General features: G+C 63.6%; 11 protein-coding genes and 1 pseudogene. 7 read left to right on the forward strand and 5 right to left on the reverse strand.

All coding sequences use genetic code 11. The annotated features are described in order from the left end of the window. A complete protein-coding gene (cobT, locus tag NKJ89_RS27240; RefSeq protein WP_352607137.1) occupies positions 1 to 1,899 on the forward strand; it encodes a cobaltochelatase subunit CobT in 1,899 nt (632 codons plus the stop codon). After that, on the forward strand, positions 1,896 to 2,924 hold the full coding sequence (locus NKJ89_RS27245) for an esterase-like activity of phytase family protein (protein WP_352607139.1): 1,029 nt from the start codon (positions 1,896 to 1,898) through the stop codon (positions 2,922 to 2,924). The genes cobT and NKJ89_RS27245 overlap by 4 nt, the downstream gene beginning before the upstream one ends. 233 nt (positions 2,925 to 3,157) lie before the next feature. Here NKJ89_RS27245 and NKJ89_RS27250 read toward each other — a convergent pair whose 3' ends face one another. From NKJ89_RS27250 to rpmB, 3 genes and pseudogenes are all read right to left on the reverse strand, one after another. Further along, on the reverse strand, positions 3,158 to 3,835 hold the full coding sequence (locus NKJ89_RS27250) for a spermidine synthase (protein WP_352607141.1): 678 nt from the start codon (positions 3,833 to 3,835) through the stop codon (positions 3,158 to 3,160). Positions 3,836 to 3,894: 59 nt separating this feature from the next. Continuing rightward, positions 3,895 to 4,571: pseudogene (locus tag NKJ89_RS27255) on the reverse strand (queuosine precursor transporter). 159 nt (positions 4,572 to 4,730) lie between these two features. Beyond that, the gene (gene rpmB / locus NKJ89_RS27260) at positions 4,731 to 5,027 is read right to left on the reverse strand and encodes a 50S ribosomal protein L28 (protein WP_023757258.1); all 297 of its coding nucleotides are present in this window, start codon (positions 5,025 to 5,027) and stop codon (positions 4,731 to 4,733) included. A gap of 255 nt (positions 5,028 to 5,282) precedes the next feature. Here rpmB and NKJ89_RS27265 point away from each other — a divergent pair, with 255 nt between their 5' ends. The 3 genes from NKJ89_RS27265 to NKJ89_RS27275 are packed head-to-tail and all read left to right on the forward strand — an operon-like array spanning position 5,283 to position 7,744. Then, positions 5,283 to 6,071 carry a DUF3108 domain-containing protein gene (locus tag NKJ89_RS27265; protein WP_352607143.1) on the forward strand — a complete coding sequence of 263 codons (789 nt, stop codon included), beginning with the start codon at positions 5,283 to 5,285 and terminating at the stop codon, positions 6,069 to 6,071. Between the two features lie 33 nt (positions 6,072 to 6,104). Next, positions 6,105 to 7,061, forward strand: a complete 957-nt coding sequence (yddG, locus tag NKJ89_RS27270) for an aromatic amino acid exporter YddG (RefSeq protein ID WP_352607145.1) — start codon at positions 6,105 to 6,107, stop codon at positions 7,059 to 7,061. Further along, positions 7,058 to 7,744 carry a lysoplasmalogenase gene (locus NKJ89_RS27275; protein ID WP_352607147.1) on the forward strand — a complete coding sequence of 229 codons (687 nt, stop codon included), beginning with the start codon at positions 7,058 to 7,060 and terminating at the stop codon, positions 7,742 to 7,744. Before yddG ends, NKJ89_RS27275 begins: the two co-directional genes overlap by 4 nt. Here NKJ89_RS27275 and NKJ89_RS27280 read toward each other — a convergent pair. Next, positions 7,724 to 8,173 carry a cupin domain-containing protein gene (locus tag NKJ89_RS27280; protein WP_352607149.1) on the reverse strand — a complete coding sequence of 150 codons (450 nt, stop codon included), beginning with the start codon at positions 8,171 to 8,173 and terminating at the stop codon, positions 7,724 to 7,726. The two genes, NKJ89_RS27275 and NKJ89_RS27280, sit on opposite strands and share 21 nt — an antisense overlap. Positions 8,174 to 8,184: 11 nt before the next feature. Further along, entirely contained in the window at positions 8,185 to 8,952 is a 768-nt protein-coding gene (gloB, locus tag NKJ89_RS27285; protein WP_352607151.1) for a hydroxyacylglutathione hydrolase, read from the reverse strand. Positions 8,953 to 9,059: 107 nt separating this feature from the next. Here gloB and NKJ89_RS27290 point away from each other — a divergent pair, with 107 nt between their 5' ends. Beyond that, positions 9,060 to 9,848, forward strand: a complete 789-nt coding sequence (locus NKJ89_RS27290) for a class I SAM-dependent methyltransferase (protein WP_352607153.1) — start codon at positions 9,060 to 9,062, stop codon at positions 9,846 to 9,848. A gap of 139 nt (positions 9,849 to 9,987) precedes the next feature. After that, complete coding sequence (locus NKJ89_RS27295) at positions 9,988 to 11,814, forward strand: ABC transporter ATP-binding protein/permease (RefSeq protein ID WP_352607155.1); 1,827 nt, start codon at positions 9,988 to 9,990, stop codon at positions 11,812 to 11,814. Positions 11,815 to 11,959 lie beyond the last annotated feature (145 nt).

Below are 11,959 nucleotides of genomic sequence, written 5' to 3' on the forward strand. Positions count from 1 at the left end.
ATGGCGGGTCCGGGCGACAACACGCGCAACAAATCGAAGACGGGGTCTGAAGCCGACAGCTTCAAGCGCGCCGTCACCGTCTGCATGCGCGCCATTGCCGGCGACAAGGAGCTTGAAGTCGGTTTCGCCAAGGATAGGCCGGCACTCGCCGGCAGCCGCGCGCGCCTGCCCGAACTGCCGAAGAAGGCTTCGAAGACCGACATCGCGATCACCCGCGGCCTCGGCGATTCGATGGCGCTGAAGCGTGCCTGCCACGATGTGCGCATCCACACCAAGCTGGCGCCGGATGGCAAGGCGGCCCGCGCCATCTATGACGCTGTCGAGCAGGCTCGTGTCGAGGCGATCGGCTCACGTGCCATGCAAGGCGTCGCCGACAATATCGGCTCGATGCTGGAGGACAAATACGCCAAGGCCAATCTCGTCGACGTGAGGGACAAGGCCGACGCGCCGATCGAGGAAGCACTTGCGCTCATGGTGCGCGAGAAGCTGACCGGTCGGCCGATCCCGAAGAGCGGCCAGCGGCTGGTCGAACTCTGGCGGCCCTGGGTCGAGGAAAAGGCCAAGTCGGATCTCGACGGACTTTCCGCCAAGCTCGGCGACCAGCAGGCTTTCGCCCGCGTCGTGCGCGAGATGCTCGCCTCCATGGAAATGGCCGAGGAACTCGGCGACGAGCAGGAGACGGAAGACTCCGAGGACAATGACGACAACCAGCCGCAAGGCGAGGAGCAGAGCGAGGAGGGCGGCGAAGAGGATTCGGGCTCCGAGCAGTCGCAGTCCGAGGATGCCGAGGCTTCGGCCGATGACGAGCAATCGGCCGAGACGGAAGCGTCCGATGCCACCGCCGACGATCTATCCGACGATGACGATGCGGACGCCGAGACGCCCGGCGAGGCGCGCCGCAACGACAACCCCTTCACCAATCTGCCGAAGGAAATCGACTACAAGGTCTTCACCACCGCTTTCGACGAGACGGTCGGTGCCGAGGAACTTTGCGAAGAAGAAGAGCTCGACCGACTGCGCGCCTTCCTCGACAAGCAGCTTGCCAATCTGTCCGGCGTCGTCGGCCGCCTGGCCAACCGGCTGCAGCGCCGGCTGATGGCGCAGCAGAATCGCTCCTGGGATTTCGACCTGGAAGAGGGTTACCTCGACCCGGCACGGCTGGTGCGCGTCGTCATCGATCCGATGCAGCCGCTGTCGTTCAAGCAGGAACGCGACACCAAATTCCGCGACACGGTGGTGACGCTGGTGCTCGACAATTCCGGCTCGATGCGCGGCCGGCCGATCACGGTTGCCGCCACCTGCGCCGACATATTGGCGCGTACGCTGGAGCGTTGCGGTGTCTCGGTCGAGATCCTCGGCTTCACCACGCGGGCCTGGAAGGGCGGGCAGGCGCGTGAGAAGTGGCTGAAGGACGGTAAGCCGCCGAATCCCGGCCGGCTCAACGATCTGCGCCACATCATCTACAAATCGGCCGACCACCCATGGCGGCGGGCACGACGCAATCTAGGCCTGATGATGCGCGAGGGCCTGCTCAAGGAAAACATCGACGGTGAGGCGCTGCTGTGGGCGCACAACCGACTGATCGCCCGGCCGGAACAGCGCAAGATCTTGATGATGATCTCGGACGGTGCGCCGGTCGACGATTCGACATTGTCGGTCAATCCCGGCAATTATCTCGAGCGCCATCTACGCGCGGTCATCGAGCTGATCGAAACGCGCTCGCCGGTAGAACTGCTGGCCATCGGCATCGGCCATGACGTCACGCGCTACTACCGCCGTGCCGTCACCATCGTAGATGCCGAGGAACTGGCGGGCGCCATGACCGAGCAGCTGGCTTCGCTGTTCGCCGAGGAGAGCGCGAAGGATACGCGGCGCGGCGGTATGCGGCGCGCCGGATGATCTCTATGCACGGCGGCTTTCAGCAGACGATTTTCGCCGCCATCGCCCTGCTTTCCGGCGTGGCTTCGGCAGCAGCCGGTTCGCTCGGCTCAAGTTCGGTCGAACCGGTCGAAGTCTCGGCCCGGCCAATCGCCGAATTCCACATTGGCGGCGCCGACAAGCAGTTCGGTCCGCTCGAATTCGCCGGCGGGCTGGAGATGACCTCGCCAACGCGCGATTTCGGTGCGCTGTCGGCGTTCCGGTTCCTGAAAGCCGGCGGCGATTTCGTGGGCGTTGCCGACACCGGGTTCTGGTTCTTCGGCACGGTGGTCCGCGACGCCGACAAGCGGCCGTCCGGCATCCAGAATTTCCGTATGCAGCAGATGATCGACGAAACCGGTCGGCCGATCGACAAGAAGTGGGAGGTCGATGCAGAAGGCCTCGCGGTCAAGGACGGCGTTGCCACCGTCGGCTTCGAGCGCAACCACCGCGTCGCACAGTTCAAGATCGACCCGGCCGACATGAAGGCGCCGTTCAAGCAGCTGGATTTCGTGGTGCCGGCCGGGGAACTGCGCCAGAATCGAGGCTTCGAAACCGTCACCCACGCCAATGCCAACGGCCAGCATGAGGGCGGGCTGGTCGTGGTCTCCGAGAAGAGCCTCGACGAGGCCGGCAACATCTATGCCGCCATCATCGAAGGGCCGCACAAGGGAGTCTTCACCGTCAAGCGCAACGGCGACTTCGACATCACCGACGGCGCCTTCCTGCCGGATGGCGACCTCTTGCTTCTGGAGCGCAGCTTTTCGATGGCCAGGGGCGTCAAGATGCGGCTGCGACGCATCTATGGCGAGAGCGTCGAGAAGGGCGCCGTCGCCGACGGGCCGGTGCTGCTGGAAGCCGACATGGGCTACCAGATCGACAATATGGAAGGGCTCGACGTCTGGACCCGCGACGATGGTGCGCTGATGGTGTCGCTGATTTCCGACGACAACCACTCGATCCTGCAGCGCAACCTCTACCTGGAATTTATTCTCCACCAGGATTGAGTGGTACTCCAGTGCGAACGTGAAGTTGAAGGTCTCAACGGCAGGTTCGATTTGGCGCGGGTTCGATTTGGCCGGACGCCTTCCCCCACTCCGTCGCTGCTTCGCAGCGCCACCTCTTCCCCCTCCGGAGGGAGAGGAAGGTGCCTCCCGGCATGAGCTCGCGCCCTTCCTCTACCCCGTCGATCGGGGGAGAGGTGGCGCTGCGAAGCAGCGACGGAGTGGGGGTCGACTGTTCACCGTGAGCCATTGGTGGCTATCCAGATAACATGGCGCGCGCCTCGCTTGCCGTTGGCACGTGTGTTGACCTCCTCGACCGCGAAGCCGGCCCGCTTCAGCCGCCGCGTGAAGTCGCTGTCGGGGCCTTGCGACCACACCGCCAGCACTCCGCCCGGCTTGAGGGCGGCGCGAGCAGCGCCGAGGCCCTGCAGGCTGTAAAGCGCATTATTGGATTTGTGGACAATGCCTTCCGGGCCGTTGTCGACGTCGAGCAGGATGGCGTCCCAAGCCGCGGGGTCCGACTGTATCAACTGCCCGACATCGGTCCCGTGGATAATGACACGCGGATCGTCGAGACAGCCGCCAAAGATTTCGGTCATCGGGCCGCGTGCCCAGGCGACGACCGCCGGCACCAGCTCCGCGACGACAATGCTGGCATCATTGCCGAGTTCTGCGAGTGCGGCGCGTAGCGTAAAGCCCATGCCAAGCCCACCGATCAGGATCCTTGGCCGCCGATGGCCGGCAATCTTCTGGCAGGATAGTTTTGCCAGCGCCTCCTCGGACCCGCTGAGACGGCTGTTCATCAGCTCGTTGGTGCCGAGCATGATCGAGAATTCCGAACCGCGCCGCTTGAGGCGAAGCTCCTGTGTGCCGTCCGGGGTCTTCGCTGAGTCTAATTGGACCCAGGGAATCATGATCTTTGTCCGACCATGATCTTTTCCGAAAACCGCGTCCCACTTTTCGGGATCATGATTTAAGCCGCGACTGCCGGCTGGCTCCAGCGGGCAGCGAGCAGCCGGTAGGGGATGCCACAACGGCGATGATCAGCTTCACACTGAGATCGCCGAGCGCCCACGAAATCCAGCGCATGGCGTCGACATGGAAGACGCCCATCAGCGGTGCTGTTTCGAGCGCAAAGCTGTCGTTCGGACCAGCGAAGGCAAACGCGGCCGAGAACGCGACGGTGAAGAATACAGCGGTATCGAACACGGATCCGACCAGCGTGCCGACGATTGGCGCGCGCCACCAGCTCTGCCGGCGCAGCCGGTTGAAGACGGTCACGTCGAGCAATTGCGCGGCAAGGAACGCAGCGCCGGACGCCGCCGCGATCCGCACCAGCCGGTCGGCGGCGGTCTCGAACTCGATCAGGCCGTGACGGAACAGGAAAGGCGGGACAAGGATCGAGCAGACCACTGCCGTCATGAAGCCGACAAAGACGATCCTGCGCGCCACGGTTGGCCCATAGCGGCGATTGGCGAGGTCGGTGACCAGGAAGGAGAACGGGTAGGTGAAGGCACCCCAGGTCAAAAGGTCGGCCAGCGAGAGGCCGCCGATCTGGCCCTGCATCGGGAACTGCACGAGAATGTTCGATGCCACGACGACAAGCGCCATGGCGGCCACGAATGGCAGGTATCGCGAGAAGGAAGTCATTTTTTTATCCTGGGTAATGGAACCAGCGGAGCGCATGCCGAAACCGGATCACGCTCGCTCGTATTCGAGCATCGGGTTGCCGAAACCTTGCGGGCTCGATCCGATGTTCAGGCCAACAAGAGGTTGGCCAGGGCGGTCGTCCCCCGCCTTTGAACGATATCAGGCGGCGACCTGCTCGGCGATCTTCTTGGCGATCTGCTTCTTCAACAGACGCGCACGCTGCGACAATTCCTTGACGTCGGCCTTGGCCAGGAAGGCATCGAGACCGCCGCGATGTTCGACCGAACGCAGCGCGTTGGCCGAAATGCGCAGGCGCACATTCTGGTTCAGCGCTTCCGAAATCAGCGTCACGTTGACGAGATTCGGCAGGAAGCGACGCTTGGTCTTGTTGTTGGCGTGGCTCACATTGTTGCCGGACATGACTGCCTTGGCAGTGAGTTCGCAGGTGCGGGACATGATTCTAACCTTCAGTTCTCGGGTCTGCCAAACATTCAAGCCCGCGCCGGGTGGCGCGCGGTTCTGGTCAGGCGGCCTTATGGAAAAGTTGGCGTTCCATAGTTGCATTTCGCCGAGGCGTCAAGCTCCGGCTTCCCCACGGATGCGCCCGGCATTTCATATTAAGGCCGGAATTCATCCTATAAGCGGTCTCATAGGGACATGCCAGACCGGAGTTGCCCGCCTCCGGCCGAAAATCAAGGACCGGATCCCGTCATGCTTCGTTCGTCTCTTGCCCTTGCTGCCCTGCTTGCGATTGCCTTGCCATCCGCCGCGTCCGCTGCCTCGCCACAGTCGTTCAAGGGAGAGTACACGGTCTCGTTTCTAGGCCTTTCGATAGCAAAATCAACGTTTTCCAGCCGCTATGAGAACGGCGCCTACGCGATCGAAGGCAGCGTCACCGCCGCGGGTCTGGCCAAGCTGTTCGACGACACGCGCGGCACGATCTCGTCGAAAGGCACGATTTCTGGCAAGAAGATGGTGCCGCAGGCGTTCCGTGCCGATTACACCTCTGGCAAGAAAGCATCGACGGTCGATATCCGCTTTGCAGATGGCGCGGTCACCTCGACGCAGGTTGTCCCGGCGCCGGGCAAGCGCGACCCCAAGAGCTGGGTGCCGATCGGTGCCGGCGATTTGGTCTCGGTGCTCGATCCGATGGCGGCGACGGTGATCCATGCCGACAGTCTCGACCAAGTCTGCGGCCGCACGGTGAAGTTCTATGACGGCGAGATGCGTGCCGATCTGTCACTAACCTACGCTTCGAAGGGGACGATCTCGGTGCCGGGTTACAAGGGCGACACCATCACCTGCCGAATGGGTTTCGAGCCGGTAGCGGGCTATCGCAAGGGCCGCAAGGCGCTGAATTATCTTAAGAACCGCAGCCGCATGATGGTGACGTTTGCACCGCTCGGCCAAACCGGCGTATATGCGCCGATCCGCGCCACGGTGGGCACGCAGATCGGCACCTTGACCATCAGCGCCAGGCGTTTCGAGGCAATACAGTAGGGCAGGCGCCATACGCGCGCCACGGGAGACGGAATGGGGCGCGCTACACTGATTGGCTTTTCGGCGGTCGCCATGTGGGCGTTGCTGGCGCTGCTCACCGATGGGTCGGGCCAGGTGCCGCCGTTCCTGCTGTCGGCGATCACCTTCTCGATCGGCACCGGGGTCGGGCTCATCGCGCGGCTGTTCATGCCGGCGCCCGACAAGAGCCAGAAAATACCGCTGCAGGTCTGGCTGATCGGCATTGCCGGCCTGTTCGGCTACCACTTCTTCTACTTCACCGCGCTGCGCAATGCACCGGCGGTGGAAGCGAGCCTGATCGCCTATCTGTGGCCGTTGCTGATCGTGCTTGGTTCGGCGCTGATGCCGGGCGAGCGCCTGGCATGGAACCACGTCGTCGGCGCGCTGCTCGGCCTTGCCGGCACCATGCTGATCGTCACCAAGGGCGCCGGCATCGCCTTCGACGCCCGCTATGCTTACGGCTATGCCATGGCCGCCGTTTGCGCTGTGATGTGGTCGTCCTATTCGCTGTTGTCGCGGCGCTTCCCGTCGGTGCCGACCAGCATCGTCACCTGGTTCTGCGCCGCGACCGCGGTGCTGTCGCTCGCCTGCCATTTGACCCTGGAGCAAACGGTTCTGCCTGACGGCGCCGGCCAGTGGCTGGCCGTGGTCGGCCTTGGCCTGATGCCGGTCGGCGCTGCCTTCTATGCCTGGGACATCGGCGTCAAGCGCGGCAACATCCAGGTGCTGGGTGCTGCAAGCTATGCCGCGCCACTGCTGTCGACGCTGGTGCTGATCGCAGCCGGCGCCGCCGAGCCGTCACTGCGCATTCTTGCCGCCTGCGTGCTCATCACCGGCGGCGCGGCCCTGGCGGCAAAGTCACTGTTTCTGCGCAAGCCCGCCGTGACAGAGAGGGGAGCGCGGGCATCCGAAAGCGGAGCCGGGGCATCCGAAGGCGGAGCCCGGGCATCCGAAGGCGGAGCCCGGGCATGACGATGCCGTTTGCCGGCGGCATCGACGCCAATGCCAACGCGACGCTGATCTTTTCGCTGGCTGCTGCGGTGATCTATGCCTTCACGCTCGGGATGCCGCCGACGCTCGCCCGCTCGGCGGCAAAGACGCTTGCCGTGGCGATGCTTGCCGTGCTGGCGGCGCTGCAAGGCGGCCCATTGCTGCTGGTCGCAGCCCTTGCGCTCAGCGCTGTTGGCGACGCTTTTCTGTCGCGCGACGGCGAAAAGGCGTTTCTCGGCGGGCTCGCCAGTTTTCTTGTCGCCCACATTGTCTATGTCGTGCTGTTCCTGCGCAGCGGCGGCGGCTTGGAGTTGCTGGGCGCCGAATCGTGGCGTGGGGCGATCGCGCTGGCCATGGTGGTGTTTGCGATCGTCATGCTGGCGGCGCTGTGGCGGCGCGTCGGCCCCGGCCTTCGTGTCCCTATCGCCGTCTATGTCGCTGCGATCCTCGCGATGGGTGTTTCGGCGCTGACCACAAGCAGCGTCTGGATGGTCGGCGGCGCCGTGTTGTTCATGGCATCGGACGGGATGCTCGCCACGGAGAAATTCCTGGTGGCCGCCATCTCGCCGCACCGCGCCTGGATGCGCTTTGCCGTCTGGTTACTCTACTACGCAGCCCAGCTCGCGATCACGCTAGGCTTCCTGCTAAATCAGGGTTCTTATTGAGTTAGGGGTGTCTAGGTGCCAGCCCGGCTCGGCCAGCTCAAACGCCGCAAACTCAAAGCCCGGTGCGACGGTGCAGCCGACCAGCGTCCATTCGCCCAGGCTGCGCGCCGATTGCCACCAGCCTGCGGGGACGACGATCTGCGGCCGCTCACCGGCTGCGAGATCGATGCCAAGCACCTGCTTGATAACGATGCTGCCTTGTTCCCACATCGACAGCGCCAGCGGGGCCCCGGCATGAAAATGCCAGACCTCGGCGGCGTCCTTGACCCGGTGCCAGGCAGCCACCTGATGCCGTTCCAGCAGGAAATAGATCGCGGTCGAATGGCCGCGCGCGCCGCCAGCGTCATCGCGAAAGGTCTCGGCGTACCAGCCGCCTTCCGGATGCGGCTTCAGGCCGAGCGTCGCGATGATTTCGGCGGAGCTGGTCATATCACCGAACTCTAGAAGTTGTCCTTGCGCTTGCGGATTTCGGCAAAGACCTCGGCGTCCGAAGCTTTCTCCAGTCCAAGATGCTTGCGGATAGAAGGATCGTGCCAGCGCAGGAAGGGATTGGTCGACAGCTCCTCGCCGATCGTCGTCGGCAGCGTGGGCTTGTCGGCGGCGCGCAACGCCTCGATCTTGGCAGCGCGTTCTCTCAGCGCCGAGTTGGTCGGATCGACGGTCAGCGCGAAACGGGCGTTGGAGAGCGTGTATTCGTGGCCGCAATAGATGACCGTTTCAGCCGGAAGTGCCGCCAGCTTCTTCAGCGAATCGTACATGACCGGCGGCTTGCATTCGAACAGCCGCCCGCACCCCAGCGCAAACAGCGTGTCGGCGGTGAACGCCACTTTCGATCCAGGCAAATAGTAGGAGACGTGACCGGCAGTGTGGCCGGGCGTGGCGATCACCTCGATCTTCTCATCGCCAAGATGGAGAACCGAGCCGTCTTCGACCGTTTCGTCGATGCCGGGGATCTTGGCCTTTTCCGCTTCCGGGCCGACGATGCGCAGCTTGAAGCGCTCCTTCAGCGCCAAATTGGCCTCGACATGGTCGACATGATGATGCGTGGTCAGGATCATTGTCGGCGTCCAGCCGGTGCGTTTGAGCGCGGCCAGGATGGGCGCTTCCTCGGGCGCATCGATGATCGCGGTTTGGCCGCTTTTGGGGTCGTGCACCAGAACGCCGAAATTGTCGCTGCGGCACATGAACTGTTCGATTTCGACCGGCATCGCATCTCTCCATTATCGCCGCAGACATAGGGCGCTAGCGGGCCGCTGTCATCCCGGTTATCGAGGCATTTATTGAAACCCGACGATATCACGGCTACATCCCTGCCATGCATTCCGACATCGTCGATCTTCGCTCCTTCTATTCGACAACACTCGGCCAGTTCGCCGAGCGTTCGATCACCATGGCGTTGTCGTCGATATGGGCAGCCGTGCCCAACGAGCGGCTGGTCGGTCTCGGCTACACCTTGCCTTGGCTGGAGCGCTTCGGCGCCGATGCCGAGCGGGTCTTCGCCTTCATGCCGGCAACGCAGGGCGCAGTAGTCTGGCCGGCGACGGGGCCGACGGCGACGGCACTGGTCTTCGACGAGGAACTGCCGCTGGTCGATTCCTGCATCGACCGCATGCTGCTCGTCCATTCGCTCGAACATGTCGAGAACCCGCGTGAGACGCTGAACGAGATCTGGCGTGTGCTGTCGCCAGCGGGCCGGGTGGTCATCGTCGTCCCGAACCGGCGCGGCGTCTGGGCGCGCTTCGAGCACACGCCGTTCGGCAATGGCCGGCCTTTTTCGCGTGGACAGCTCACCGAATTGCTGCGCGAGGCGAATTTCACGCCCGCGTCCTGGTCCGATGCGTTGTTCTTCCCGCCATCGCGGCGGCGCTTCATGATGCAGTTCCACAATGTGCTTGAACGCGCCGGCCGGCGGCTGTGGCCGATCTTTTCCGGGGTCATCGTCGTCGAGGCGCAGAAGCGGCTCTATCAAGGCGTGCCGGTCGCCCAGCGCGCCTCGCGCCGCGTCTTCGTGCCCGTGCTGTCGCCGCATGGCGCCACCCGGCTTGGCCGTCGCAACGAGGTCGGGGATACCAAGTCATCGGTTGCGCGAGTGACGGCTTCGTGATCGGGGCAAGAGTGCCTGGCGTCGGTTCCCTGCCTATCTGTCGCAAGTGGAGTGACAGCGCACCTGGCAGTCCATTTGGACGACGGATGCCTGCAAGTCTCTCCAACCGGTTTCAGCACTGAACGCAAGGACCTCGGACATGGCTGATCAACCGGACTATGCCGCCATCGTCCAGCCGGTTGTGGTGGCGGTCGAAGCCAGCAGCCTGAGCGATCAGGTGGCGTCGATCAGGAGGGCGCTGACGGGATCGCCGGTTCGCAAATGGTTGCTCTGGACAGCAGTCGGCATGATGGCCGTGATCATCGCAACGTCGATTGGCCAGGTACTGCTCAACCGCTGGAATCAGCCTTTCTACGATGCGCTCGCGCGGCGCGACATGGCGGCCTTCCTGCACCAGCTTCTCGTCTTTGCGGCAATAGCCGGTGGACTTCTGGTGCTCAATATAGGCCAGACCTGGCTCAATCAGATGATCCGGCTGAAGCTGCGCGAGGCGCTGACGCTGGATCTGATCGACCAGTGGACGCGGCCCGCGCGCGCCTTCCGGCTGGCCAATGCCGGTGCCATCGGCGTCAATCCCGACCAGCGCATGCAGCAGGATGCGGCGCACCTCTCGGACTTGTCGACCGACCTCGGTGTCGGGCTGCTGCAGTCATGCATCCTGCTCGTGTCCTTCGTCGGCGTGCTGTGGGAGCTGTCCTCAGGCTTCGTGTTCCACATCGGCGGAACCGCGCTGGCCATACCGGGCTACATGGTCTGGGCCGCCATTCTTTATGCCGGCACCGCCTCCTGGCTGAGCTGGCTGGTCGGACGCCCGCTCATCAGCCTGAACAGCGACCGCTACACACGCGAAGCCGAGCTGCGCTCCTCGATGGTGCGCATCAACGAAAATGTCGATGCCATTGCGTTGTACCATGGCGAGCCCGATGCCAGGCGGCGGCTCGAACTCGACCTCGGCACGGTGCTAGGCGCCATGCGGCGCATCTACAGCGCACAGATCAATCTAGCCTGGGTGACCGACTCTTATGGCTGGATCACCGTCGTCGCGCCAATCCTGGTCGCCTCGCCGGTGTACTTCGCAGGTGATATCAGTTTTGGCGGACTGATGATGGCGGTCGGGGCTTTCAACCAGGTCCATTCGTCGCTGCGCTGGTTCATCAACAACATCGGCAGCATCGCCGATTGGCGCGCCACGCTGATGCGCGTCGCCGATTTCCGCATCGCTCTCGACGAAATCGATGTGCTCCACGACACGGAAAGGCGCATCGAGTTCGGCGACAACGCCAATGGCAACCTGACTTTCGAGAAGCTCGAAGTGGCCTCGCCGGAGGGCTGCACAAGGCTCGCGGACCAGCATGTCGAAGTCCGTCCCGGCGAGCGCGTCATGGTCATCGGCGAGGCGGGCGCCGGCAAGACGCTGTTCTTTCGCGCCATTGCCGGCCTGTGGCCATGGGGAAGCGGGCGGATCGGCCTGCCGGCGGCAGAAACCCTCTTATTCGTGCCGCGCGTCCCTTATTTCCCGACCGGCACGTTGCGCGAGGTGCTTGATCACCCGAACGGACCCGCGCCGGCGAGTGACGCCGACATTTCGAAGGTGCTTGCAGAGGTCGGTCTTGAACGGCTGTCGTCGTCGCTCGACCGCGCCGGGCGATGGGACCACGAGCTGGGCGATGACGAACAGCGCTCGCTGGCCTTCGCCAGACTCGCGTTGCGGCAGCCGAAATGGGTGATCATCGATGAAGCACTGGATGCATTCGACGGCCCGTCGCTACGGCGAGTGCTGGCCATGCTCGAGAAGCGTTTGCCTGGGACTGCGATCCTCAACATTGGGCGCGGCCTGCACAACAATCAGTTCTTTCCGCGCGCGTTGACGATCGTCAAGGATACCGGCGCTCCAGCTCTGAAGCCCGCCCGCGTCAGGGCCGGCGCCATCGAACCGCCGCCAGTCGCTGCCCGCCGCAAGGCATAGACCGATGTTCATGTTCAGAGCGGTTAGGGCGTTAAAGGTAGAACCGAAACGCTCACAAAGTTTGTTTTTTACGAGGGGGTAAGAGGATTGGGGGTTTTACGGGTAAAGAGGAACTGAGCAGTAGAGAGAGTAAACACGGGCCAAT

It is taken from the genome of Mesorhizobium sp. M0047 (genome assembly GCF_040323315.1).
Taxonomy (GTDB): domain Bacteria; phylum Pseudomonadota; class Alphaproteobacteria; order Rhizobiales; family Rhizobiaceae; genus Mesorhizobium.

Coding starts and splice junctions, on each gene's coding strand:
- NKJ89_RS27250 (WP_352607141.1), bottom strand. CDS start 3,835: ATGATTCCCTGGGTCCAATTAGACTCAGCGAAGACCCCGGACGGCACA.
- NKJ89_RS27290 (WP_352607153.1), top strand. CDS start 9,060: ATGCATTCCGACATCGTCGATCTTCGCTCCTTCTATTCGACAACACTC.
- NKJ89_RS27245 (WP_352607139.1), top strand. CDS start 1,896: ATGATCTCTATGCACGGCGGCTTTCAGCAGACGATTTTCGCCGCCATC.
- yddG (WP_352607145.1), top strand. CDS start 6,105: ATGGGGCGCGCTACACTGATTGGCTTTTCGGCGGTCGCCATGTGGGCG.
- NKJ89_RS27265 (WP_352607143.1), top strand. CDS start 5,283: ATGCTTCGTTCGTCTCTTGCCCTTGCTGCCCTGCTTGCGATTGCCTTG.
- cobT (WP_352607137.1), top strand. CDS start 1: ATGGCGGGTCCGGGCGACAACACGCGCAACAAATCGAAGACGGGGTCT.
- rpmB (WP_023757258.1), bottom strand. CDS start 5,027: ATGTCCCGCACCTGCGAACTCACTGCCAAGGCAGTCATGTCCGGCAAC.
- NKJ89_RS27280 (WP_352607149.1), bottom strand. CDS start 8,173: ATGACCAGCTCCGCCGAAATCATCGCGACGCTCGGCCTGAAGCCGCAT.
- NKJ89_RS27295 (WP_352607155.1), top strand. CDS start 9,988: ATGGCTGATCAACCGGACTATGCCGCCATCGTCCAGCCGGTTGTGGTG.
- gloB (WP_352607151.1), bottom strand. CDS start 8,952: ATGCCGGTCGAAATCGAACAGTTCATGTGCCGCAGCGACAATTTCGGC.
- NKJ89_RS27275 (WP_352607147.1), top strand. CDS start 7,058: ATGACGATGCCGTTTGCCGGCGGCATCGACGCCAATGCCAACGCGACG.